At 51.6% G+C, this 24,258-nt stretch carries 21 protein-coding genes; 15 read left to right on the plus strand and 6 right to left on the minus strand.

The features are described 5' to 3' along the window. Nucleotides 1-85 precede the first annotated feature (85 nt). Nucleotides 86-1,228 (minus strand): acyltransferase family protein, encoded by a 1,143-nt coding sequence (locus tag JET16_RS15970; protein WP_233531687.1) that lies wholly within the window; start codon nt 1,226-1,228, stop codon nt 86-88. 411 nt (nt 1,229-1,639) lie between these two features. Here JET16_RS15970 and JET16_RS15975 point away from each other — a divergent pair, with 411 nt between their 5' ends. The 8 genes from JET16_RS15975 to sigK all read left to right on the plus strand — a co-directional run bounded on the left by JET16_RS15975 (nt 1,640) and on the right by sigK (nt 12,849). Next, nucleotides 1,640-3,016, plus strand: a complete 1,377-nt coding sequence (locus JET16_RS15975; protein ID WP_199617401.1) for an ABC transporter substrate-binding protein — start codon at nt 1,640-1,642, stop codon at nt 3,014-3,016. Between the two features lie 219 nt (nt 3,017-3,235). Further along, complete coding sequence (locus JET16_RS15980; RefSeq protein ID WP_199617402.1) at nt 3,236-5,041, plus strand: sensor histidine kinase; 1,806 nt, start codon at nt 3,236-3,238, stop codon at nt 5,039-5,041. After that, nucleotides 5,019-5,801 carry a response regulator transcription factor gene (locus tag JET16_RS15985; protein ID WP_199617403.1) on the plus strand — a complete coding sequence of 261 codons (783 nt, stop codon included), beginning with the start codon at nt 5,019-5,021 and terminating at the stop codon, nt 5,799-5,801. Before JET16_RS15980 ends, JET16_RS15985 begins: the two co-directional genes overlap by 23 nt. A gap of 113 nt (nt 5,802-5,914) precedes the next feature. Further along, on the plus strand, nt 5,915-7,258 hold the full coding sequence (locus JET16_RS15990; RefSeq protein WP_325176707.1) for an ABC transporter substrate-binding protein: 1,344 nt from the start codon (nt 5,915-5,917) through the stop codon (nt 7,256-7,258). Between the two features lie 87 nt (nt 7,259-7,345). Beyond that, nucleotides 7,346-8,224, plus strand: a complete 879-nt coding sequence (locus JET16_RS15995; protein ID WP_199617405.1) for a carbohydrate ABC transporter permease — start codon at nt 7,346-7,348, stop codon at nt 8,222-8,224. 20 nt (nt 8,225-8,244) lie between these two features. Then, complete coding sequence (locus JET16_RS16000; RefSeq protein WP_199617407.1) at nt 8,245-9,078, plus strand: carbohydrate ABC transporter permease; 834 nt, start codon at nt 8,245-8,247, stop codon at nt 9,076-9,078. A gap of 16 nt (nt 9,079-9,094) precedes the next feature. Then, nucleotides 9,095-11,926, plus strand: coding sequence for a cellulase N-terminal Ig-like domain-containing protein (locus JET16_RS16005; RefSeq protein WP_199617409.1), 2,832 nt, complete (start codon nt 9,095-9,097; stop codon nt 11,924-11,926). A 221-nt stretch (nt 11,927-12,147) separates the two neighbouring features. Further along, a complete protein-coding gene (sigK, locus tag JET16_RS16010; protein ID WP_199617411.1) occupies nt 12,148-12,849 on the plus strand; it encodes an RNA polymerase sporulation sigma factor SigK in 702 nt (233 codons plus the stop codon). A 39-nt stretch (nt 12,850-12,888) separates the two neighbouring features. Here sigK and JET16_RS16015 read toward each other — a convergent pair whose 3' ends face one another. Then, nucleotides 12,889-13,881: a LacI family DNA-binding transcriptional regulator gene (locus JET16_RS16015; protein ID WP_199617413.1), complete on the minus strand. Its 993-nt coding sequence runs from the start codon at nt 13,879-13,881 to the stop codon at nt 12,889-12,891. A 199-nt stretch (nt 13,882-14,080) separates the two neighbouring features. Here JET16_RS16015 and JET16_RS16020 point away from each other — a divergent pair, with 199 nt between their 5' ends. Together JET16_RS16020 and JET16_RS16025 are read left to right on the plus strand one after the other, a co-directional pair. After that, a complete protein-coding gene (locus JET16_RS16020) occupies nt 14,081-15,568 on the plus strand; it encodes an alpha-L-arabinofuranosidase C-terminal domain-containing protein (protein WP_199617415.1) in 1,488 nt (495 codons plus the stop codon). Nucleotides 15,569-15,734: 166 nt separating this feature from the next. Then, complete coding sequence (locus tag JET16_RS16025; RefSeq protein ID WP_199617417.1) at nt 15,735-17,132, plus strand: ABC transporter substrate-binding protein; 1,398 nt, start codon at nt 15,735-15,737, stop codon at nt 17,130-17,132. A gap of 112 nt (nt 17,133-17,244) precedes the next feature. Here JET16_RS16025 and JET16_RS16030 read toward each other — a convergent pair whose 3' ends face one another. Genes JET16_RS16030 through JET16_RS16045 form a run of 4 tightly spaced genes read right to left on the minus strand, consistent with a single transcriptional unit; the run spans nt 17,245 to nt 20,334 of the window. After that, nucleotides 17,245-17,823, minus strand: a complete 579-nt coding sequence (locus JET16_RS16030) for a hypothetical protein (protein WP_199617419.1) — start codon at nt 17,821-17,823, stop codon at nt 17,245-17,247. Nucleotides 17,824-17,828: 5 nt separating this feature from the next. Next, entirely contained in the window at nt 17,829-18,140 is a 312-nt protein-coding gene (locus tag JET16_RS16035) for a hypothetical protein (protein WP_199617421.1), read from the minus strand. 3 nt (nt 18,141-18,143) lie between these two features. Then, a complete protein-coding gene (locus JET16_RS16040) occupies nt 18,144-19,562 on the minus strand; it encodes a radical SAM protein (RefSeq protein ID WP_199617423.1) in 1,419 nt (472 codons plus the stop codon). Continuing rightward, nucleotides 19,549-20,334 (minus strand): prolipoprotein diacylglyceryl transferase, encoded by a 786-nt coding sequence (locus JET16_RS16045; protein ID WP_199617425.1) that lies wholly within the window; start codon nt 20,332-20,334, stop codon nt 19,549-19,551. The genes JET16_RS16040 and JET16_RS16045 overlap by 14 nt, the downstream gene beginning before the upstream one ends. A gap of 183 nt (nt 20,335-20,517) precedes the next feature. Between JET16_RS16045 and JET16_RS16050 the strand changes: the two genes are divergently transcribed. The 5 genes from JET16_RS16050 (at nt 20,518) to JET16_RS16070 (ending at nt 24,257) form a co-directional block, all read left to right on the plus strand. Then, nucleotides 20,518-21,216: a DUF421 domain-containing protein gene (locus JET16_RS16050; protein ID WP_199617427.1), complete on the plus strand. Its 699-nt coding sequence runs from the start codon at nt 20,518-20,520 to the stop codon at nt 21,214-21,216. After that, nucleotides 21,216-21,701, plus strand: a complete 486-nt coding sequence (spoVAC, locus tag JET16_RS16055; protein WP_199617429.1) for a stage V sporulation protein AC — start codon at nt 21,216-21,218, stop codon at nt 21,699-21,701. The genes JET16_RS16050 and spoVAC overlap by 1 nt, the downstream gene beginning before the upstream one ends. Continuing rightward, the gene (gene spoVAD / locus JET16_RS16060) at nt 21,698-22,714 is read left to right on the plus strand and encodes a stage V sporulation protein AD (RefSeq protein WP_199617431.1); all 1,017 of its coding nucleotides are present in this window, start codon (nt 21,698-21,700) and stop codon (nt 22,712-22,714) included. Before spoVAC ends, spoVAD begins: the two co-directional genes overlap by 4 nt. 11 nt (nt 22,715-22,725) lie before the next feature. Next, complete coding sequence (gene spoVAE, locus JET16_RS16065; RefSeq protein WP_199617485.1) at nt 22,726-23,076, plus strand: stage V sporulation protein AE; 351 nt, start codon at nt 22,726-22,728, stop codon at nt 23,074-23,076. Nucleotides 23,077-23,297: 221 nt separating this feature from the next. Further along, nucleotides 23,298-24,257, plus strand: a complete 960-nt coding sequence (locus JET16_RS16070; RefSeq protein WP_199617433.1) for an AAA family ATPase — start codon at nt 23,298-23,300, stop codon at nt 24,255-24,257. Nucleotide 24,258 lies beyond the last annotated feature (1 nt).

A 24,258-nucleotide genomic window follows, 5' to 3' on the forward strand; every position in this document is an offset into this window, starting at 1 on the left:
ATTTTATCGAAAGTACCGGTCGACATATCAAAGAATAACTCTGTCACACTTCCCTTATCATAACAGTGTGACAGAGTTATTCTTGTCATGGCCTCATTACTTGTTGAGGCAGTGCGCTCATAGGAGATATTTTCTTTTGTTTCACGATCTTTGAATTAGCACGCGCAATACCGACAATGTACTTTCCAAACGGCACTTTATTAAGCAAATAACTGATCAGCATGGCTCCGCTAACACATGATATGTATATCACCATTAGTGTAATCAGCGGGTTAACGTTGGCGGCATAAGGGGAATAGAGTTCTCGAAAACCTCGCATTAACACGCTGTGGGTCAAGTAGATGCCGAATGAATGGTCGGAAATCGTTGCGATAATATTCGGGATCGATTTCATTTTGTTTGAGATGAAAAATATGAAGAAAATTACGGATGGAACCAGGAACAAATAAGTTACGGCCTTTGACGTATTCACTTGCGGGATGTCCATCGCTTTTAACGCAATCATCGCCAATGTTATGACGACAGGGGCTGTGCAGACAAGCAACTGATGATTATTAAGAACTTGAATAAATTTTTCGTAGTATTTCCCGCAGTAGTATCCAAGAATAAAGTAAAATACCCATCCGATAAAGGGGACGATACTTGCGGTATACCATAAATAATTCGCAACGTTTTCGCCTAGAAATTCCATCGGGGGAACGAAGTTGAAAAATGCTAAATATGCGAAGTTTATTAAGAAGCAGACAGACATGGTGATTTTAAGCGGCAAATTTTTCAATTTGTGATGCAGAAAGTAAAAAAGGAGAATGAATTGAACGATGATGAGGATGAAATAACCGTTATAGTCAGCCATAAATATATTTCTTAGACTTTCGACGGCCAGATTCGCGAAAGTAAAGGGCAGCTCTTTTTCGTGAACCTTATAGATTGATCCTATGATTCCCATTGAAATATACGGCGGGATGAGGTACTTCAATCGTTTCATTAAAAAGTTTTTAGGCAGATCATCCGAATAATTTTTCGCTAATAGGAATATCGTGATGAATACAAAAATCGGAGTTCCAACATTAAAAAACAGCCTCATTGAATTCAGCAGCTTACTCAATATCCCGCTATCAATTTGTTGTTCATGAATCCAAAAGGTGAACAGCACGGCATGCACCATTGCTACCGACAAGCAACTTAAACTGCGTAATAAAAGAATCTCATACGACAACTTTTTCTCCATCAATAAACTCCTCTCCTTTAATCCGGTTTCTTTCCAAAGAATACGGCTTTGGTCGAAATCGAGTAAGGTTCCGAATACATCCCCAAAGTATCAGCATACCGTCATCACGTTCTCTATCACTCTACCACAATACGGATTTTAATGACTCTACTTAATGTACTAATACGAATCTACCAAGTAATTACAAAAAAAGGGTAAAATGTTTAGTTGTGGAATTCTTTGTTGCCGATCCGCATAGTTCTCCGTTATCAAGACATATTGGGGCCATTACCGGAAACAGCGCAAAGAGGAGGCATCCGCCTCAAACTAAAAAACAAAAATTATTCTATTCATAAACAAATTGCGTTCCTTAAACCGCTTTCCTCCCCGCTTTATAGTAAGGGTGCAAGTATTACTGCATGAAGGGGAGACATGACAGTGAAAATTAGAAAAGGCATTGCGCTTTCACTCGCGTTGACTTTCGCAGCCGGCTTGTTCGCGGGTTGTGCCGGCAATACCGGCAATACCGGCAATACCGGCAATACCGGTAATACCGGTAATACCGGTAATACCGCAGCCGAACCGGAAGCCGGGGAAGGGAAAGCTGCGGAAGGAAAGGTCATTGAACTGAAAATGTGGGGCGGCGTTCCGGCCGAAGCGGGCCCGCAAGCGGTTGTGGACGCGTGGAACGCGGAGCATCCCGACATTCAGGTGGAGTATGAACGTTTCGTCAACGACGACGCCGGCAACCTGAAGTTGGATACTGCGCTGGCCACCGGCCAAGGGGCGGATCTGTACGTCAACTATGCGCCGTTTCGTCTACAGAAGCGGATCGATTCCGGCATGGCTCTCGATCTGAGCGAGTTCACGGATTACAACATCGATGAAAAAATCGGACCGGATGCCGCCTTGTGGAAAGTGAACGGCAAATATTACGGAATGCCCACCACCAAAAGCGCATCCTTCGTCTGGCTGAACAAGGATATGCTGGATGCGGCGAACCTTCCGATTCCTCCTCTGGATTGGACCTGGGCGGATTTCCGGGAATACGCGAAAAAGCTGCAAAAAGACAACGTCTGGGGAATGGTGAGACACGAATCCTTCTTTATGACCCCGTTTAACGGCGCAATGGCAACGGTCGGGGTGACCAAAGCGGACGGGGCTTCCAATCTGGATCATCCGATTCTGAAGGAAGGCTTCCAACAATGGTACGACATGATGTTCGCCGACAAGACGACGCCGCCGTACGGCGAGCAAATCACGAGCAAAATGCCGGTGGACACGATATTCCTGAAAGGCGAAGCGGCGATGCTGGATGCCGGTGGATTCATCTTCCGGACTGCCAACAACTTGACCGAGTATCCCCGCGATTTCAAAATCGCTTTCGCGACCACGCCGAGAATTTCAACCGAGCTGAAGGACTTCAAATATCCGGGAGGCGTCAGCGACGTGATCGCCATCAACCCGAAATCGGAGAATAAGGAAGCGGCTTGGGAATTTCTGAAATGGTACGCCGACGGGGGCATTCTTGAGATGGCCAAGGGCGGCCGTATTCCTGCCTCCGGCGCGGTCAATCAGGACGAAGCGGTCAAAATGCTGCTGACAGGCGTGGAGGACAAATATGATGTCGATTCCCTCAAGAAGGTATTGTTCAACGACATTCCGACGTACCTGGAATCGTTGCCGCCGCAAATCGTCGATGCACGCAAGGAAGAATATGAGAAATTCTTCCTGCGGCAGACCGATATCGACAGCGCGCTGGCCAATATGGTTAAGAAGCATAACAAATTTTTGGAGCAAAACAAATAGATGACGGACAGCAGGGAGGAAAGGTTTGCGCCGCTCCTCCCTTCTTATTTCCGCTCGGGAGAACCGCCGATTCTCTCACCATTGTTGCACCCATTGCACCACCCTAACAAACTAGACGATCGGGGAATCTTCCATATTTTAACGACGGTTGTGCTCCGCCGTTTTTTGTATTACGTTACATATGAATCCATACAACAAGAGAATCAAGAGGTGACGGGTATGCGTGCATGGCGGAAGCTAATACCGAATACGTTGAAAAACCGGCTGTTTGCCGCCTTTGTCGTCATGCTGCTGCTGCCTTACGCTCTTCTCAGCTTTTACAACTTCAGCGAAGTCGAACAGCTCATGCGGAACAAGATCAGTGAGCAGGACCAGGAAAATTTGGAGTCCGTGAAACGGTCGCTGGAAAATCTGATGGGCGTCGTGATGAAGACCGTTACGCTGTTGGAACAAGATGCCACAGTGATCTCCATTTTGCGGGATCCGGGGCAATATAACGATTTGGAACGGCAGCAAAAGATGGAAAACAGGTTTCACAGCATAGATAACAGCCTCTTCTTGACAGGTGCGCAGGTGTATTACACGGTGGTCGATTTCAACCGGCACATATATACGTCTTATCGGCCGGAGAACATGTTGGATTACGAACGATTGTCAGAGCAGTCGTGGTTCCGGTCTTACAAATCTAAAGATTTGGGTTACCAGTGGAACAGCAGCGATCCGAATTACGTCTCCCGCGACGTTTCTAAAAGTCCGTATTTGATCACCTTGTATACCACATTAAGAGACAAGAACGTTTGGCCGGTCGGTAACTTGCAGCCCATCGGCATTGCGCGCATCAGCATCGACTTCATGCAATGGTTCAAGGCGATTACGCCGCCTGTCGAAAGCAGGCAGCATTATTTTATCGTCAACCGCGAAGGAGCCGTCATCCACCAATCGAACCCGTCAGCCAAGCTGCCGGCCGTCGTAAGCCGTCAGCTTGCCGGGCGGGAGGAGGCCGGCAGTATAATGGTGCGGGAAGACTCGCAAAGTTTGTACAATTACAGCTACTTGCCGGCGCTGCAATGGAATATTGTCAAGCAGGTTCCCCTTGACGTACTGTATCGGGAAGTGAACGAACAGAAGAGGCGGTACTACACGACATTTGCCGTGTTCGGAGCGGCGTTCCTGCTTGTGACGCTCGGGATTACGACCGCGATGACCCGGCCTTTGAAGCTGCTGCAAAAGCGGATGGACGAAATTGCGTCCACCGAGCTGAAGATAAAGCTTCCGGAACATAGGGGCAGCGAAGAAATCATCGCGCTTTCCCGGAGCTTCAACCGGATGGTCCGGGATATGGATGCATTGATCGACCGGTTGAAGCTGGAGGAACGGCAGCGTCAAGCCGTCCGCTTCCAAGTGCTGCTGTCGCAAATGGATCCGCATTTTCTGCTAAACACTTTAAATACGATCAAATGTATCGCGCTTCGCAACGACGACGAAGAGACGCACGAAATATGCGTGTCGTTGGGCAAGCTGCTGGAGTCCAGCCTCGATCTGGAGATGGACATGATATTTTTGAAGGATGAAATCGAGCTGCTGAAAGCTTATATGCACATCCAAAACTCCCGTTTCGGGCATAAATTTACTATAGAGTATGAATATGAAGATGCCCTGCAATATGCGCTCGTTCCGAAAGCGACCTTGCAACCGCTTGTCGAGAACGCCATTTATCACGGTTTTGCGACACGCCGGGAGGGACGTATCGTCCTGCGGGCGTTAACAGACGGCCCAATGCTCGTTCTCGAGGTGGAGGATAACGGGGCAGGTTTGGGGAAAGAGCGGAAAGCGTTCCGCAAACGGAAGGGGATCGGGATCCGCAACGTCAGGGAGCGGTTGGAGCTGCTGTTTCAGAACCGGGCCGGGCTGGAATTGATCGCACTGGAGCATGGGGCGATGGCCCGCGCCACCATGCCGCTGCTGCTGTCGACGCCATACGTTTCGGAGGGAACCGCCAATCATGTGGACAACATTGATCGTTGAAGACGAGCAAGAAGCGAAAGAATATGTTAAGACGCTGCTGAGGAAAGCGGGTGCGGGGTTCCGCGTCGTCGCAGAAGCGTCGGACGGCGAGGAGGCGCTTGCATTGATTGAACGCCTTCGCCCGGATCTTGTCATTTCGGATATTATGATGCCCGTCATGGACGGAGTAGAGCTGCTGAAGCGCTCGCGCGAGGCGGGTTACGAGTGCCGGTTCGTCATGCTCACCTGCATGAACGAGTTCGAGTATGCGCGTCAGGCGCTAGAATACGGAGCATCGAGTTATATGTTGAAGCTGTCGATGGACTTAAACTCGTTCAAGATGACGTTGGAGAAAATTGACGGGGAGCTGCGCAAGCTCGGGCGCATTAAGCATCTGGAGACGTATTTGCAAGCGATGCCGGAAGACACCGGCGAAGAGACCGATCATCCGGACATCAATAAAATTATCCGTTACGCGAAAACCAGATTCAACGAAACGGTTACGCTGTCGGCCATGGCGGAGTACGTCAACATGGACCCCAGCTATTTAAGCGATCTGTTCAAGCGGAAAACCGGCGTGACACTGACGCACTACGTCAAGCAGCTTCGAGTCGATGCCGCGAAGTTTTATCTGGCCCAAACCGGCGACGCGGTCAGCGAAATCGGTGAAAGAGTCGGCTTTCAGAATGACAACTATTTCATAAAAATATTCAAACGGTTCACGGGCGTGACGCCGAGCCATTACCGGAAGCAGCTCAAACAGGAGCAACCCGGAAGCTAGAAAACAAAAATCGTTCTATTCATCGACAAAATGCGTTCCTTAAACCCATTACCTCCCCGCGGTATAGTTAAAGTGCAAAGACAAGGATTACTACATGAAGGGGAGACTTGACAGTGAAAATAAGAAAACGGATGGCGCTTTCACTTGCGTTGACTCTCGCAGCCGGCTTGTTTGCGGGCTGCGCGGGAAGTACCGAAAATACCGGAAATACCGGAAATGCCGGAACCGAACCGGGAGCCGGAGAAAAGCAAGCTGCGGAAGGAAAGGTCGTTAAACTGAAAATGTGGGGCGGCGTCCCGGCCGAAGCGGGTCCGCAGGCGGTTGTTGACGCATGGAATGCGGAGCATCCCGACATTCAGGTGGAGTATGAGCGCTTCGTAAACGACGACGCCGGCAACATGAAGCTGGATACGGCGCTGACGACCGGACAAGGCGCGGACTTATACGTCAATTACACGCTGCCGCGTTTGAAGAAGCGGATAGACGGCGGATTAGCTCTCGACCTGAGCCAGTTCTCCGATTACAATATCGACGAAAGAATGGGTCCGGACGCGAAATTGTGGCAGGTTGACGGCAAATACTACGGGATGCCGACGAAGAAAAACATGACGTTCGTATGGCTGAACAAGAACGCGCTCGATGAAGCAGGCCTGCCGATTCCTCCGCTCGATTGGACTTGGTCCGATCTTAGGGAATACGCAAAGAAGCTCAACAAAGATAAAATGTGGGGACTCGTGCGGCACGACGCCGTATTTATGAGCCAGTTCGACAGCGCGCTCGCTTCTGTCGGCGTAACGAAAGCGGACGGCACCTCCAATCTGGATCACCCGCTCATGAAGGAAGGCTTTCAAATTTGGCACGACATGATGTTCGTCGACAAGACGACGCCGCAATTCGGCGAGCAGATCACGAGCAAGATGCCGGTGGACACGATGTTCCTCAAGGGCGAAGCGGCCATGCTGAACGCAGGCGAGTTCATCTTCCGCAACGCGAATAACTTGACCGATTATCCCCGCGATTTCAAAATCGCTTTCGCGGCGGCGCCGAGAATTTCGGCATCGCAAACCGATGCGAAGTATCCGGGCGGTTTGGGCGACGTCATCTCGATCAATCCGAAATCGCCAAACACGGAAGCCGCTTGGGAATTCCTGAAGTGGTACGCGGACGGCGGCATGCTTCCGTTGGCGTCGGGCGGTCGGATTCCTTCCTCGAACGCGGTTAATTCGGACGATGCCATCAACTTGCTGTTGAAAGGCGTAGAAGATCTGTACGACATCGATTCGCTTAAGAATGTCGTGTTCGGCGAGTTCCCGACTTTCGTAGACTCGCTGCCGCAGCAGGTGGTCGATTTCCGCAAAGAGCAATACGAGAAGTACTTCCTGCAGCAAACCGACGTGGACAGCGCGTTGGCCGATATGGTCAAGAAGCATAACGAATTTATGAAGCAAAACAAATAGATGACGGACAGCAGGGAGGATAGGTTCGCGCCGCTCCTCCCTTCTTATTTCCGCTAGGGAGAACCGCCGATTGGGAGGTAAAGCGTTATGGTCAACTGGAGAACTAAAGAGCGGTTGTCGGGATATATTTTCATCGCACCGAATTTGCTCGGCGTATTATTCTTCTTCGTCGTGCCGGCACTGTTTTCGTTCGCACTTCTGTTTACGAATTATCAATTTTCCAATCCGGACGTCCGCTTCGTCGGCTTGGACAATTTGAGACGGCTGTTTCAAGACGAATTGTTTTACATGTCGCTGAAGAACACACTCATCTTTCTCGCTTCTGTGCCGGTATCGATCGGGCTCGCTTTTCTCGTGGCGCTTGTGCTCAACAAGAACGTGTATATGAAATCGCTGCTGCGGGCGATGTTTTTTATGCCGTACATCACAAGCGGCATTGCGATTGCGTTCGTTTGGATGCTGTTGTTTCAACCGTCGCAAGGGCCTATCAACCAATTCCTGAAAGCGGTCGGCGTGCAAGGTCCGCCGGGATGGTTTTCGACGACGGACACTTCGATGTACGCCATCGACATAATTTGGATTTGGTATATGCTCGGATATTTCATGATCATTTACTTGGCCGCGCTGCAGGAGCTTTCTTCGGAATTGCTTGAAGCTGCCAAAATCGACGGCGCCCGCACATGGAGCACCATCCGGCACATCATATGGCCGCTCGTCAGTCCGACGACGTTCCTGCTGCTAATTACGGGATTGATCATGTCGATCAAGACGTTCGGCATCATTCAGGCGATTACGCAGGGCGGGCCGAGCAACAGCACGACGATCGTATCCCTGTACGTTTACAGAACGGCATTCAGTTATTACGAAATGGGGTACGCTTCAGCCATCTCATGGGTCTTATTTTCGATGATACTTGTCATTACGCTGATTCAATGGGCCGTGCAGAAAAAATGGGTGCATTATTGAGGAAGGGAGGGGGCGACCCGATGCGTATTACAGCCGTTTCATGGAACAAGAGCTTGGTCACCCTTATCATGCTGGCGCTGGGCGTGCTGATGATTCTCCCTTTCGCGTGGATGATCAGCACTTCCTTCAAAAGCCCGGCGGAGGTGTTCGTCTACCCGATCCAATGGGTGCCCGACCGGTTGGAGTGGAAGCATCATTTGAAAGTGTGGACCGGAGATCAAAGCTTTGCGAAATACTATTTCAATTCCATAAAAATATCGGTTATCGCTACGATTGGCGCCACATTTTTGTCGGCGTTCGCGGCGTACGGGTTTTCCCGCGTCGAATTCAAGGGCAGGGACACGCTGTTTGTGTTCTACTTGTCGATGATGATGGTTCCGCCGCAGGTGCTGTTCGTTCCGAAATTCATCATGTTCGACTGGATGGGTATCTACAACACGCATTGGGCGTTGATTTTACCCGGATTGTTCAGTATTTTCGGCGTGTTTTTGCTGCGGCAGTTTTTTATCGGAATACCGAAGGAAATTACGGAAGCGGCTTTTATCGACGGCGCCGGACATTTCCGCATATTTTTCCGCTTGCTGCTTCCGTTGGCCAAGCCCGCGCTCGCGACATTTATGATCATCGATTTCTCCTGGCATTGGAACGATTACGAGAATGCGCTCGTGTTTTTGACCGACAGCGATTTGTACACCGTTCCTCTCGGATTGCAAAATTTTATTTTGGAATACAACATCGACTATAACGGCATGATGGCGGCCGCGACGGCCGGCATTATACCGATGCTCATTATTTTCGTTCTCGGCCAAAAGTACATCATTGAGGGCATTTCCAGCTCGTCCGTGAAAGGCTGACAGGAGGTCGCTATATTTGAATGAAAGCAATTTGGCGTTCGGCAAACCGGTGCATGCAAGCTCGTTCAATAATCCGTACGTGCCGCCGCTGGCAGTGAGCGGTACCGTCTCGGAAGCGCGGCGGTGGGAGCCTTCCGCCTGTGCCGAAGGACCGCACTGGCTGGAGGTGGACCTGCTCGAAGCCGTGCCGGTCGGCGGAGTTTCGCTTTACTTCTGGCCGACGGGATCGCCGGACGACTCCGTCCGGTTCGAGTTGAAGCGCAGATTGCATCAGCAATGGGAAGTGATTCCCGGCACGCTGTACTCGAGAGAATTCACGGGACCGGTTCACCTGCGGTTTCCGGTTCCGGTGCACGCGGACGCGATCCGGATCTGCTTCAAGGAGGCGTTCTTGAGCGTAGCGGAGTTTCAAATCCATCCGCCGGGATGTACCGCTAAGCCGCCGGCTGTGCTCACCGAAGCCGTGTTGGAGCAGGTGCGCAAGAACGCCGATTACAACGCGGGCGTAAGAGTTTGGGTTTCCCAATTCGGATATCACCCGGATCACAAGAAACAAGTCGTCTATAATTTCGAAGGCTTCAGGAAGGCGGTAACCTTCGCCGTCAAGCGGGCCGACAATGGCGCGGCCGTATTCATCGGCCGCCTTCAAACCGTGAACGACGATTTCGGACAATTTCAAACCGGAGATTTTTCTGCGCTAACCGAGCCTGGGGAATATTACATCGAAATCGGCTCCGACCGGTCGTTCGGCACGTTCCGCATCGAAAGCGGACTTTGGAGCGAATACCAAAAGCAAGTGGCCATGCATTATTTCGGAGTGCGCAGAATCGGGGAAGACAGTGTAATAGGCGATTACGGCGACACGATGGCCGTCCGTTGGGACGACGCCCGGTATGCGGACGGAAGCTACAGGTATATAGGCAAAGGCTTTGCGGACGGCGACGACTTGAGACGTTTCGCCAACGGCTCCCTCGTCGTTGCGCAATATTGCCTGCTGAAGCAAAGCGAACCGTTCTGGGACACGGCGGATTGGATTTACGAGCAGGTGAGATGGGGGCTCGACGGCACGCTGTCGTTTCTCGGCAAGAACGGCCTGCTGGAAGCCGCGCTGCACGTGCGCACTCCGGACATCCATTATGGGACGGACGGCGAGTTCGACAACGGAGACGAAGGGTTGATTATCGATCCGATTCGCGACGAGGAACAGAACGCCCATGAATATAACGAATGGAACAAGGAAACGATCTACACCTCGCTGCTGCTCGGTCCGGCGGAAGCCTGCATCACGTACTACGACCGGGATCCGGAGTTTTTCGAACGGGTCAAGCAGTTGGTCATACGCGGATACGAGAACATCAAGCGCATGATTGACCCGTTTCCGCACAAATATTCGCTTTCTTCATGGATGTGGCTCAATGCGCTGTTGTTCAAGCTGACGGGAGATCCGTCATATAGAGATACGGCGGTACGGGAAGCGGACCGGTTCATGGAGCTGCAGGTAGAGCAATGGCATGGAAACGCCGAAGTGTCGGCGCGCGGATGGTTTCGCTACATTGGACCAGAGGAAGCCGATCCGTGGGAAGGGCGATCGCCGCGCTACGGCAAATGCACCGATCCGGACAGCGCGACCCGCAGCCCTTGGGGCGAAAAGCCCGAGCAGGAAATCATGATCGTTCCGTGGATTTATCAAGGCTTGTTCCGCATTGCGCAGTTGATTCCGGATGAGGGAGACACGGAGCGGTGGAAGCGATCGATTCGGTCGTATGCCCGAGATTATTTGCTGCGGATTTCGAAGCGCAACGTGTTCGGTTTGACGCCGATGAAGGCGGGCAGCAAAGGGCTGATCCGCCGGCACAGCAATCTCAGCTACCAATATCATGGGGAAATCGGGCGCATGTTCCATCAATTGGCCAACGGCGCCTTCCTGATGAAGGCGGGCAAGTGGCTGAACGATCAGGAATTGATCGACGCGGCATGGAAGCACGCTTATTACTTCACCGGCTGCAATCCGCACGGCGTGGGCGCCATATACGGTCTTTCGTCCAATATTCCGTCGCAGCAATACAAGGCCGATACGGTCGGCAAAGCGTATCCGGGCGGCACGGTGAACGGTTTCAACTGCGTGTCGGCCGTGAACGATTATCCGCGGTTTCAGTATTGGGAGTATTACGGGTACGCCAATCTGGCGAATTTGTGGTTTGCGTCGGAGATCCCGGCGGAATCGTTCGCGAGCCCGGTCGAGCTGTGGCCGCGGCAAATAACGGAAGCGCCGCATTCGAACGGCGCAGAGCATCGTCTGCATCCGTTTCCCGTACGCTGCAAGGGAGGCTTTGCCTACCGCTTCATGGCGATAGTGAGGGACGACAAGCAAAACCGGGTCCGCTGGTATGTAAACGGGGTGATGGGCGGCGGTCCGCGATCGGGAACGATTTCGGAAGACGGCCTGTTTGAGGCTCCGTTCGTAACGGAAGAGACCGTGGTCGCGATTCGCGCGGAAAGCGAGGCGAATCCCGGCGCAAGCGCCGAAACACGCATTATGGTGATGCCGGCGCCGGGGCGGGTGCCGGATGTGCGGCTCAGGACGGAAAGCGGGGCTGTCGTACTGGAGTGGGAGCCGGCTGACGGCAATGTGTCGGGATATACAGTATGGATGAGGCACCCTGTTACGGATGCGTACGCGGGAACCATTTTCGAGCGCATCGGGGCCGTCGGTCCGGCGCAGCAACACCGTTATACTCATGCCGCTCCGGAGCCGGCGGGGACTGAATTTATGGTCAGGGCATATTATAGAAACAACGGGAAAAATTACGGCTTCGGCCCGGATTCGAACATCGTGGTTTTGGAATAAGCGCCGCCTCGCAAAACGGTGGTATACCGTGGAGCCAAGCTTCAAAATCAAGCTGATTGCCGGTTTATCCGTCACAAGGCGACTTTGGTCCGGTAAAGTATAAGTACAGAAGATTTGCCCGTACAGGCACGATTAGGCATTCGCCCTCATACATTGTAGTGATGCTCCATCCGTACTGCCCCTGCGTGGGAACGGGGCAAAACTTCAGGGGGTGTTCCGTCGTGCCGGGTTTATTCGCAACGATTGCATTGTTTATTAAGCAACTCATGCTGTTGGTTTCCTATGTGAAGAACAACGCCTTCCCGCAGCCTCTCACCGAAGAAGAAGAGATGAAGCACTTGAAACGGATGGCCGAAGGAAACCAAGAATCCCGAAACATTCTGATCGAGCACAACCTCCGTCTCGTCGCTCACATTGTCAAGAAGTTCGACAATACGGGGGAAGACCTTGAAGATTTGATATCGATCGGAACCATTGGACTTATCAAAGCGATCGAAAGCTTTCAGCCGGACAAAGGGACCAAGCTTGCGACATTCTCCGCGAGATGCATTGAGAACGAAATATTGATGCACTTGCGATCCTTGAAGAAAACGAGAAAAGACGTTTCGCTGCATGACCCGATCGGTACGGACAAAGAAGGGAACGAAATAACTCTTATAGATATTTTGGGAACGGAATCGGATGAAGTCGTCGATAAGGTGCAGCTGAAAATTGAGAAGAGTAAAATTTATCAAAATCTCGATATTCTTGACGAGCGGGAGCAGGAGGTCATCAAAGGCCGCTTCGGTCTGGAGCACGGGGGCGAGGAGCGGACGCAAAGGGAAATCGCCAAAGAACTCGGCATTTCTCGTTCGTACGTGTCGAGGATAGAAAAGCGGGCGTTGATGAAGCTGTATCATGAGTTTTATAAGGCGAAGAAGTGACAAGGAGGGGCGTTTCCCTCCTTGTTTTTTGTTTTGATCCTACAAAGATTCACCTGTAACGATTTGATGCTGCAAAAGCAACACATTCAAATGCTTATTGTGTTTTCCGTTGATTTCATCAAGCAAGCGATTCACTGCTGTTATTCCTATGTCGCTTACAGGGTATCGTACGGTGCTTATTTTCGGAGAAATATATTTCAACATATCGATATGATCGAAACCCATGAGACCTACCTGCTCAGGAACTCTTATTTTGTTTTTCTTAAAATAATTTAGCACCTCTAATGCATAGATATCCGCAGGGCAGACAATTGCTTTTTTCGGATGAGATTGCAGATCCATTTGGCTAATAACCTTGATGTAATCCGAATCAATGATGACTAACGGCTCCTTTTTTCCCATCTCCAATAAACCTTCTCGACAACCGGCCAATCTTTCTTCCAGTGTGTAGAGGTTGACCTCGCCTCTACGCGCTAACGGAGGACAAACATATATAATTTCTTCGTAACCTTGGCTTACAGCATGTTTCACAGCGTCTTTCATAGATTCACGTTCGTGAATGCCGACATAGGTCCATTGGCCGGAAATACGATTTCCAATTGTGACGATGGGAATCTGTAAATCGGCTAATTCTTTTTCAAATTCATGTCCGAACTGTACGCTGAACATGATAATTCCGTCTACTTGCCGGGTTTTGAAAAACTCCAGCGCTTTCCTCTCATTTTGCGGGTCGTTATGAGTAAAAATAGGGAAAACGACATACCCTAGTTCCCTAGCCTTCACTTCAATGGCATTCATTAACTGAGCAAAATATTGATTGCGGACATCAAATAAAATGACACCGAGCGTCATTGACCGACCTTTGGCAAGACCTCGCGCCAAATGATTCGGGGTATAGTTTAACTCCTTCGCTACTTTGAGAATCATTTCTTTGGACTTCTCGCTAACGCCTGGCCTTGCATTCAACGCACGGTCGACGGTACCTTCGGAAACCTTGCATATCCGAGCGATATCTTTAATGGTGACTGTCATATCCGGCTCCTTTAAGATAAATGACCGTGTACGCACACGGAGTAATTATTGATTATTTTATTACATGACATCAGTAATAGCAAGGGATTAGCAGTGTTTTTGATTTTTTGTTGACAAAACAAAATATTCGAGATATATTGCCGTTGTATCAATCATCGTGTGCGCACACGAAAATAATTGGTTAGGGGAACGTGGATCGATGTCTAAATTGGAAATTAATCCAAGGAGAGAACTAGGCACAAGAGACAAGAAAATTTACGGTCATTTTCTGGAGCATTTTCATCGTCAAATCTATGGCGGAATCTTTGACCCGAGGTCCGCACTTTCCGACAGCAGGGGGTATCGTCAGGATGTTGTTGAAGCGCTTAAACGAATTGAGGTTCCAATTATCCGCTGGCCTGGCGGATGCTTTGTTTCTGCCTACCACTGGAAAGATGGGGTAGGCAAGCAACGCACTCCTTACTTTGATAAAGCATGGCGGGTAGAGGAATCGAATCTGTTCGGTACGGACGAATTTATTGAATATTGCCGGTTGGTTGGCGCCGAGCCGTATATTTGTACCAATGCCGGGACAGGGTCACCTGAAGAAATGAGCGATTGGGTTGAATACTGCAACCTCCCTTCCGAAGGAAAGTGGGCGAAGCTCCGTATTGAAAATGGCCATCCCGAGCCCTACAAAGTGAAATATTGGAGCATTGGAAATGAAAACTACGGCGATTGGGAAATGGGTGCCAAGAATCTTAGGGAATGGGGGCGTTTCGTAAAAGAATCGGCCAAAATGATGAAGCGGGTTGACCCTAACATCGAGCTGCTGGCAGCGAGCATTTCGGATTTGGATTGGAATCTGAATTTGCTGCGGGAAGCAGGGAATTATCTGGATTGGATTTCGATTCATGACTATTGGGATCATCTAGGTCAGGTCAACGATTTATCGGATTTCGAAACTTGTATGGCGTATACCATGGACATCGAGAAACCGATTCTCAAGACGAAAAATATTCTCGGCTCGCTCGGCTATTTGGGCAAAATTCGTATCGCTTACGACGAATGGAATCTTCGCGGCTGGCATCATCCGCATATTAACTCCGGAACAGAGGATTATATAACCCCGAGGGATAAAAACGATATTAATTCCAGCTACACCATGGCGGATGCCGTGTTTACAGCTTGTTTCTTAAATCAGTGTCACATACATAGCGATGTAGTGGGAATGGCGAATTTCGCCCCGACCGTCAATACAAGAGGAGCCATCTTTACGCATCGAGGCGGGATCGTCTTGAGATCCAGTTACTTTGTGTTTGAGCTCTATACCCGCCACCTCGGAGATATCGTCGTTGACTCTTGGTTGTCGGAAAATTCGGCTTTCGATGTCGAGAAAGCCGGCAAGATAACAAGCGTCCCGCATGTAGATGCAGTCGCCACCAAGCGGACGGGAAGCGACGATTTGAGAATTGCTTTGGTGAATCGCCATCCGGATCGGGCGGAATCCGTTTCCCTGCAGTTTGGCAGTGCAATCCAGTATTCGAATGCGGTACTTCATAGTGTGGTCGGCGATTCGAAAGATGCATACAACGATATCGGAAGAGAGCAGGTTCGCATCGTGGAACAGCCTTTGAAGTGGAATACGAAATCTGATCTTACTGTCGAGCTTCAGCCCCATTCCGTGAACGTTTTGGTAATCAAGTAGTTTTCGAAAAAATAGCGACACAAACGGTGCCTCATAGTATTGCTTATGGGACATGTTTGTGTCGCAAGGCATGCAGAAAAGATTGCTCAAGGGGTTCGTATCAGTGTCGCACTTCAATGTTTTTTCATCTTTTTGTAAGGGCTTACATACTTAAAGGAGGCTTTGTATGAAAAAGTTATTCAGCACGTCATTGATTCTGCTCATCGCTTTTGCTCTCGTTATTACGGCGTGCGGAACGGGTGGAGCTCCGGCTGCGACGGAGAAGCCTGAAACCACGGACAGCACAACCACGGATAATGCCGCTACGAACGAAGTCGCCGCGGAGGAAGAAACAAACATCAACGATTTTATGATCAACAAAGATAATCTCTCCGGGGAAATCACGGTTTGGACATTCGTTGAATTGAAACACGTCGCTGAAGCCTTTATGAAACAATTTCCGAATATCAAGGTGAAAGTTGTGAACGTCGGATGGGAAGTTCACGACAAGCTGGCGACAACGCTTGCGGCCGGTTCGGGCGCTCCGGACGTCGCTGTCGTCGAGCAAGGACAATTCCCGAGATACGTCACCGGCGACGTGCTGGAGGACTTGCTGCAACCGCCGTTCGATGCGGGTAAATATGAGGACTATGTATCTGAATACAACTGGAACCGTTGGAAGTCGGTCGACGGCACGAAGCTGTTCGGCATGCCATGGGACGTAGCGCCGGGAGTGTTTTTCTACCGGGCGGACATTTACGAACAGCTGGGTCTGCCGAGCGATCCGGTCGAACTGGCGGAATACATGCAAGATACTGAGAACGTACTCACGATAGCTCAAACGTTGAAAGCCGACGACAAGTACTTTATGGAATGGGGCGACGGCCCGGTTCATTGGGGCGGCGACGAAGTCGGCTATTTCGACACGCAAATGAACTGGACGCGCAACAGCGACCGTTTGGTCGAATTGCTGGACATCACCAAGCGCGGCGAGCAAATCCAATGGGCTCCTTATAAATCCGTTTGGAGCGATGAAGGAAAAGCGATGCTCAAGAAAGGCGAGCTTACGGGTGTGGTTCTCGGTAACTGGGGCGCAGCCACACTGAAAGACATAGTCCCCGAGCAGAAGGGCAAATGGAGAGCGACGTCGATGCCGTTTGGAGTCCATGCAGGTATCGGAGGCTCCACGTTCGTCATCCCAAAGCAAAGCAAGAACAAGGAAGCGGCGTGGGCATTCGTCGAGTGGACCAACGTTTCGGAAGATGCCTGGAAAGTTTGGTTGGAAAGCGATACACTTTCGGGTTGGGAGCACATTCAGGAAATGGACTGGTACATAAACCATACCAATGAATTTTTGGGCGGACAAGAAGACTTCAAGCTCTATTTGGAACTCGAGAAGCAGATTCCGGCGAGAACGCTCAATCCGCTTGACGGCAAAGCTTGGCCGATCTGGCTCGAGGGCATACAGGAAGCGATCAAGAAAAATCTCGATTCGAAGGCGATCATTCAGCAAATTGACGAAAACATCCAGAAGAAGCTGAAACCCGATATTGATAAATTGAAGCAAGAAGCCGGGATCCAATAATCCGGCGCCGTCACGATCCGCCCCCTTCGCCGGGGGCGAATCCATTTTTAGAAACACGTAAGCAGGCAAAGGGGGGCTCGTGCTTCACACATGGGCAGGATTTAAAGAATATTTACGAGATATATTTCAACAAATGTTCGCTGATAATACCGTATGTCAAGCCGTAAGACGAAATCGCTCGAACGGCGTCCGGCAATTGCGCGGGATCCTCGTTGTAAATATAGTTATTGACTCCCGCACAAGTGGACAACCCCCGCTCCTGCAGCGCTGAAATTCTATCCTTGTATACTGAAAGATCCGGGATCACGCTTTTCGGCATGATACATAAGTCGACGATGCAGCGGTCAAGCGGAATGCCGTAACGACCGGCCAGCTCTATGACGGCATCGACGTTTTCATCATAATTTTGCTTGCTGACGCCCGGGCGGAACGGAAGAAGAACGAACCGATGAAACAAAGAGAAACGCTGTTCATAGGTTTTCCAAACTTGTTCATCCAGCGGCAAAGAGTTTAACACGGGTCGGAGACAACCGCGCGCAGCGGCCAGCGTCAATTCCGAAGCGTACGATTCCAGCCACAAATCCTCGGTCCCGTAACAGCGGCTGACGGCGCTGACATCCGATAGATGCACACAGCTGCCATTGCGAGCAGTCCGCCCGTCCAATTCCTGTATATATGGTACGATAATCATTTGCGCTAAAACCCGCTTGCAAACTGATACATTACGATGCCGAAACATGCAGCATTCAATAGGAACGTCGCAAGCGCAGCCAGCAGCGCGCCCTGCAGCATGGCCCGGTTTTTCAAAGCAAACCAGACGCACAGCGGAACCACATACACCAATTGGCTGATTCCGATCACGATATAAGCCATTATTATTTCGCTTCCTCCAAATATAAGCATGCCGATCCCGTGAAGCGCCAGCCACGACAGATGAAGCAGCGCCACGAGCCCAAATCCTGCCCACACCTGCGCCGTTCTTCCCTTCTTATTGTTCTCGTCGCTCATTTGTTACCCTCCGTGAAATGCGTCGATTTCCCTCCGAATTTGCTCCAACCGCTCTTGCTGCGCTTCGTCGCGGTAAAACAAATTGTACGTGTCGAACGGGATGATGCGGCCGTCAGGCTGCGCGATGTGAACGCACGATTTCTTCACCGACCGAACGTCGAAATTGTATGTGTCCATGAACTGCATGATGAGCACGCGGAATACGTTGTCGTACGACAGCTTCTCCGGCACCGCGGCATACGGCAGGCAGCATAGCAATTGCTTGAGCGAAAGAGCGGATGACGCAGGCGAGTGATTCGTCGAAAACAACCGGAACAATTGCGACTTCAGCTCCGGATCCCGTTCGAACACGATCGTGCTTCGTTCGCCTTCCAACAGTACATGAGGTTCGATCAAGCGTGTGAGCGGAATAACTTGGCCGCCAAGCTTCAGCGCATATCCCATGGCGAGCGCATCCGGATGGCAAGGCACCGGAATCATATCCCGCTCGGTAAACACACCGCTCTGTTCGATAATGGCTCGCCTCACCTCCGACAAGGTGAGCCGGTTCATTGCGGGATCGTACTGCTCCACGCGCCCGGCGGCTTGAATCGGCTGGAACGTTACGCCGCGGACGGACCGCTGTTCAAGAGCATAGCGGATGATTCGGCCGACTTCGCCGTCGTTCAACCCTTTCTTCAACGTCACGACAAGCGTAGTGGATATATTCAGTTCATTGAGCCGCTCAATCGCTTTCCGGCGCACATCCCGCAAATCAGCTCCGCGCAGCTCGCGCAGCGCATGCTCTTCGAAGCTGTCGAACTGGAGGTACAGCTCGAAACCCGGCATATAAGAGGCGAGCCGCTCGGCGAATGCCGCGTCCTGCGCAATGCGCAGCCCGTTCGTATTCACCATCAGATGCTTGATCGGCTTACGTTTGGCGATGTCCAGAATAGCGAAAAAATCCGGGTGGATCGTCGGTTCACCGCCGCTGATTTGAACGACGTCCGGCTCTCCTTCGTTCTCCACGACCGCATCCAGCATGCGTTCCACCGTCTCCAGGCTGCGCCATGCTCCCTTGTCGGGCGACGAGTCCGCGTAACAAACCGGGCAGCGCAAATTGCATCGTTCCGTGATTTCCACGAGCGTCAAACAGCTATGCTGTTCATGATCCGGACAGAGGCCGCAGTCGTACGGGCAGCCGTAGCGGATCGGCGTATTCCACCGAAGGGGCATTTCGGACGGTTTAATGAACTCCCGGCACCAACGGTAATATTTCGGATCGTCGGATAGAAGCACTTTCTCTCTGCCGTGACGGAAGCACGTTTTGACCATATATACGTTCCCGTTTTCTTCTATCACCTTGGCTTCGGTTTTGCGCAAACATTTTGAACAAATGCTTAATGTAAGATCTGTGAATAAGTACGGCCTAACGTTCGGCATGCGGCACGTTCCTCTCCTGCCGGGACTTGGATACCGAAATCATCCCTTTGATCAAAAGCTGAGCATAATAAAGCAAGCCGAGGATGCAGGCGATTTGAATATTGTTCAAGCCTGCGTACGGATGGGGAGTCGGCTTAATGAAATCAATGAAGAAACGGAACAGCAAATAACCGAACATAAACCATTGAAAGAGCATCCCGGCCGGAACGACACCGGCATAACGAATCCGTGCGAAGGCGAGCAGGACGCCTAACGCGGCGAGCCATGCGATTTCGTAAAGCTGCGTCGGGTGGCGCAGTACTCCGTCCCCGAAATCAACGCCTGTCGGCCAAGAGGTAGCCACCCCGTGCGTATGGTCGGACAAGCCGGTCAAGAAGCAACCGACACGGCCGATTGCGATGCCGATCAGCAGCGGAAACACAAAATTGTCTCCGGTTCGTTCGTGCACTCCGATGATGCGTTTTGTAATTTCAACGCCGATCAACCCTCCAAGCAATCCTCCGACGATCGTCTTCCCTTCCATCAGGTAGACGATGTCGTTCCAACGGGCGTATGTGGCGGAAGGATCTTCAAACCAATACAGCAGTTTCGAGCCTAATGCTGCGCCCGCCGCAGCGCCGATGACGAGCCAAAGCGATTGCGCTCCCGAGTATGCGGACGTATTTCGTGTCCGCAAATATACGCGGAAGCCGATAAAATAAGCGAGCGTTTCGAACACGGTATGGGGATGCAGCGCGAGCGGGCCGATATGAATATAGAAAGGAAACGTCATGAGCAACCTCGTCACTTTTTCTTCAACGATACAGAATGTTTAAGTTTCACATTACCATAACGTTCCATAAGGTTCCAGACAATGAGATGAATTGCTGTGATTATTTGACACAACATACGTTTAGACCGAACGGGTCATAATGAAAGTATCGACAAATCCTGTCTTGAAAGGAAGCGGCGTTAGATGGTCGTAGGCGAAGTCATGTATAGAACACTGACTGCCATCGTCGTCGTATATATTCTCACCCGGCTGTTAGGGAAGAAGCAATTGGCGCAGCTTAATTTTTTCGGGTACATCACGGGCATAACCATAGGCTCGATTGCGGCGGAGTTAAGCCTTGCCGTCGACGAGCCGTTCATGAACGCTGCAACTTCTTTGGGCATATGGTTCGGCTTTGCGCTTATCGTCGAGTTGATCTCCCTAAGAAGCCGAAAGTTCCGCACCATGTTCGACGGGAGCGGCACCGTACTGATCCGCAACGGGCACGTACTTGAACGCAACCTGAAGTCCGTGCGGTTGACTCCGGACGAGCTGCTTGAAGAGCTTCGCCAAAAAAACGCGTTTCGGCTCGCCGATGTAGAATTCGCAGTGATGGAATCGTCCGGCGCGATATCGGTTTATAAAAAGCACGACGCGCAGCCATTGACCCCCGGTACGGCGAGTGATCAAAACCATCTGCCCCCGGATCGCGTTCCTGAGGCGGTCATTATGGAGGGGAAGCTGATCCGGGAGTCGATGAAACGGGTCGGAGTAACAGAACAGTGGCTGCATCAACAGCTGGAAAAATACGGGGTTACTCAAAAGGATGTGTACTTGGCGCAAGTCGACGAACGGCGGAATTTGTATCTTGATTTGTACGACCAGCGGACGAAGGAGGAGTAATGGTGTCAACAGCGGCAAAGAAAAAATACAGCATCACCCCCAAAGAGTACCAGTCTATGGCAAAAAAGCACGAGCCTGCCCGCCCCTTATTGAAAAATTGCTTTTGGGCGTTTGTCGTGGGGGGCGCTATTTGCGTTATCGGTCAAATCATTACAACGTTGTTCGTCACTTACGCCGGGATGACGAAAGAACAAGCCGGCGTGCCTACGATTGTATTACTCATATTGTTTTCGGTCATTTTAACCGCGCTTGGCTTATATGACAGACTCGCGCAATGGGCGGGCGCCGGCTCCGCCGTGCCGGTTACCGGCTTCGCGAACTCGATGGCATCGGCGGCCATTGAGCATCGCAGCGAAGGAGTGGTGCTCGGTATCTCGACGAAGATGTTCAAGTTAGCCGGGGCGGTCGTCACATTCGGAACGGTTTCCGCGTTCGTCGTCGCATTAGTGCATTGGATGCTCGGCACAGGGGGACATAAGCCATGAAATTGGGCGAACAAACATGGGTTTTCGAACAAGCTCCCGTCATCCAATCGTCCGCTGCCGTTGTCGGACCGGAGGAGGCGGCCGGACCTCTTGCAGGCGATTTCGATATCGTTCATGAAGATTTATATTTAGGCGAAAAATCATGGGAGGCCGCGGAAAGGAAAATGTTAGAGGAAGCGGCCATGGTTGCGGTGCAAAAGGCCGGTGTTGCAATGGACGACGTGGAATTTTTCATCGGCGGCGACCTGATGAACCAAATCGTCAGCTCCACCTTCGCTTCCAGGTCGTTCGGCATCCCTTATCTAGGCGTCTTTGGGGCGTGCTCCACCTCGATGGAAAGCTTGGCGATCGCTTCGCTGCTTGTCAATACCGGCAACGCGGACCTGGTGTTGGCCGGCACGTGCAGCCACAATTGTTCCGTCGAAAAACAGTTTCGTTATCCGACCGAATACGGCGGTCAAAAAGTGGCCACCGCACAAAAGACGGCGACCGCCGCCGGAGCCGCGCTCGTATCGAAGGAGGGCGACGGCGCGAGAGTCGTTTCGGCGACGATCGGCAAGGTCGTCGACATGGGCCTGAAGGACCCCAACAATATGGGGGCGGCCATGGCGCCGGCCGCGGCGGACACGATCGTCGCCCATCTTCGGGATCGCGGAGTATCTCCGGGATATTACGACCTCATCGTAACCGGGGACTTGGCGACATACGGCAACCAATTGGCGAGGGAGCTGCTGCAAAAATACGGGATTCCGATCGAAGAAACGACGTTCGACGATTGCGGTCTCATGTTGTATGACCGGCAAAAACAGCGGGCGTACGCGGGGGGCAGCGGCTGCGGCTGCTCCGCGGCCGTCACGTACGGGCACTTGATCAAGCGGATCGAGCGGGGCGAATTGAAGCGGGTGTTGGTCGTTGCGACAGGCTCCCTTCACTCGCCGATCACGTATCAACAAAGAGAAAGCATTCCTTGTATCGCCCATGCCGTTGCGATTGAAAGCGGGGTGTTGCACTAATGCAGGCGGTTATGCCTTTTGTGTGGGCATTCGTTGTAGGCGGCGCGATATGCGTCGTCGGCCAGCTCATGCTGGATGTGTTGAAGCTGACTCCGGCGCACACGCTGGTGACGCTCGTTGTGATCGGAGCGATTATGGACGGTTTCGGGTTGTACGAACCGCTGATTGAGTTTGCCGGCGCCGGAGCGACCGTGCCGATCACCTCGTTCGGCAATTCGTTGACGCACGGGGCGTTGACGGAGCTCGGGCAAACGGGCGCGGTCGGACTGATGAACGGGCTTTATCATTACACAAGCGCGGGGATTACGGCAGCGATCGTATTTTCGTTCTTCGCCGCGCTCATTGCGCGGCCGAGAGGGTGAGCGGTTTGGAGCAAGGAAAGTGCGTTATAACAAAGCATTGCGAGCGACGCAGCGGCAGTTAATTGCCGCTGCGTCGTTCTGGTTTTGGCGGATAAAGAACAATTGAGACGCTTATGGAAACCGTTACAAAAAAAATTAGAGTCATAAATGGTATACGTTCCCACGCCTCTTTTAGTAATATGGACATAAACGCTTGTTATTTTACGGAGGAGGTACCGGACATGGAAGCGCTTATCGAAGAAGATGTTCGTATCGTCAAAGACCTGAAACGAAACTTGGAATCTTGCATTTACGGCAAAAGCGCCGAAATCGATTTGCTGCTGACCGCCCTGCTTGCAGGGGGACATGTGCTTCTCGAAGATGTGCCCGGAACCGGAAAGACCGTTCTGATCAAAGCGCTGGCGAAGTCGCTTCAAACCGATTTCCGCCGCATTCAATGCAACCCGGATTTGCTGCCCACCGACATTACGGGAGTAGCGATTTATCACCCGAAAACGGAACAGTTCGAGTACCGTCCGGGGCCGATCATGACGAATATTTTGTTGATAGACGAAATCAACCGCGCCACCACCAAGACGCAATCCGCATTGTTGGAAGCGATGGAGGAACATCACGTTACGGTCGACGGGGAGCCTCATCCGCTTCCGCAGCCGTTCCTGCTGCTCGCGACGCAAAACCCGATAGATTTCGAAGGCACGTATATACTTCCCGAAGCACAGATGGACCGGTTCATGCTTAAGTTTTCACTCGGTTATCCCGATGAGGGAACGGAACGGCGAATGGCGCATGTGCAATCGAAAGTCCGGCCGCTGGACGAATTGCAGCCGGTGACCGACGCCGCACAATTGCTCGCGCTGCAGCAGCGTGTGAAAAACATGCACATCGACGACGGCGTATCGCACTATGCGGTCCACATCGTCCGCAGCACCAGGGAACGCCGCGAGCTGCTTCTCGGCGCAAGCCCGCGCGCCACATTGTCGCTTATTGCAGCGGCGAAAGCGTATGCTTTCATTCAAGAGCGCGATTATGTCATCCCGGACGATGTGAAATGGTTGGCTCCCTATGTCTTGGGCCACAGGCTCATACTTGAGACGGAGGCCAGGATGGAAGGAGTAACGATCCCCTCCGTGCTTGAGTCGATCTTCCGGGAGTCAAAAGCGCCAGTAAGAATGGAGCGATAAT

This window comes from Paenibacillus alkalitolerans (assembly GCF_016482785.1).
Classification (GTDB): Bacteria; Bacillota; Bacilli; order Paenibacillales; family YIM-B00363; genus Paenibacillus_AE; species Paenibacillus_AE alkalitolerans.

Excerpts from the sequence above, each read along its gene's own strand:
- JET16_RS16035 (WP_199617421.1), bottom strand. The coding sequence starts at position 18,140 with ATGAGCGACGAGAACAATAAGAAGGGAAGAACGGCGCAGGTGTGGGCA.
- JET16_RS16025 (WP_199617417.1), top strand. The coding sequence starts at position 15,735 with ATGAAAAAGTTATTCAGCACGTCATTGATTCTGCTCATCGCTTTTGCT.
- JET16_RS16070 (WP_199617433.1), top strand. The coding sequence starts at position 23,298 with ATGGAAGCGCTTATCGAAGAAGATGTTCGTATCGTCAAAGACCTGAAA.
- JET16_RS16020 (WP_199617415.1), top strand. The coding sequence starts at position 14,081 with ATGTCTAAATTGGAAATTAATCCAAGGAGAGAACTAGGCACAAGAGAC.
- JET16_RS16015 (WP_199617413.1), bottom strand. The coding sequence starts at position 13,881 with ATGACAGTCACCATTAAAGATATCGCTCGGATATGCAAGGTTTCCGAA.
- JET16_RS16045 (WP_199617425.1), bottom strand. The coding sequence starts at position 20,334 with ATGACGTTTCCTTTCTATATTCATATCGGCCCGCTCGCGCTGCATCCC.
- JET16_RS16040 (WP_199617423.1), bottom strand. The coding sequence starts at position 19,562 with ATGCCGAACGTTAGGCCGTACTTATTCACAGATCTTACATTAAGCATT.
- spoVAC (WP_199617429.1), top strand. The coding sequence starts at position 21,216 with ATGGTGTCAACAGCGGCAAAGAAAAAATACAGCATCACCCCCAAAGAG.
- JET16_RS16030 (WP_199617419.1), bottom strand. The coding sequence starts at position 17,823 with ATGATTATCGTACCATATATACAGGAATTGGACGGGCGGACTGCTCGC.
- spoVAE (WP_199617485.1), top strand. The coding sequence starts at position 22,726 with ATGCCTTTTGTGTGGGCATTCGTTGTAGGCGGCGCGATATGCGTCGTC.
- JET16_RS16000 (WP_199617407.1), top strand. The coding sequence starts at position 8,245 with ATGCGTATTACAGCCGTTTCATGGAACAAGAGCTTGGTCACCCTTATC.
- JET16_RS15985 (WP_199617403.1), top strand. The coding sequence starts at position 5,019 with ATGTGGACAACATTGATCGTTGAAGACGAGCAAGAAGCGAAAGAATAT.
- JET16_RS15980 (WP_199617402.1), top strand. The coding sequence starts at position 3,236 with ATGCGTGCATGGCGGAAGCTAATACCGAATACGTTGAAAAACCGGCTG.
- JET16_RS15975 (WP_199617401.1), top strand. The coding sequence starts at position 1,640 with ATGACAGTGAAAATTAGAAAAGGCATTGCGCTTTCACTCGCGTTGACT.
- JET16_RS15995 (WP_199617405.1), top strand. The coding sequence starts at position 7,346 with ATGGTCAACTGGAGAACTAAAGAGCGGTTGTCGGGATATATTTTCATC.
- JET16_RS16050 (WP_199617427.1), top strand. The coding sequence starts at position 20,518 with ATGGTCGTAGGCGAAGTCATGTATAGAACACTGACTGCCATCGTCGTC.
- JET16_RS15970 (WP_233531687.1), bottom strand. The coding sequence starts at position 1,228 with ATGGAGAAAAAGTTGTCGTATGAGATTCTTTTATTACGCAGTTTAAGT.
- spoVAD (WP_199617431.1), top strand. The coding sequence starts at position 21,698 with ATGAAATTGGGCGAACAAACATGGGTTTTCGAACAAGCTCCCGTCATC.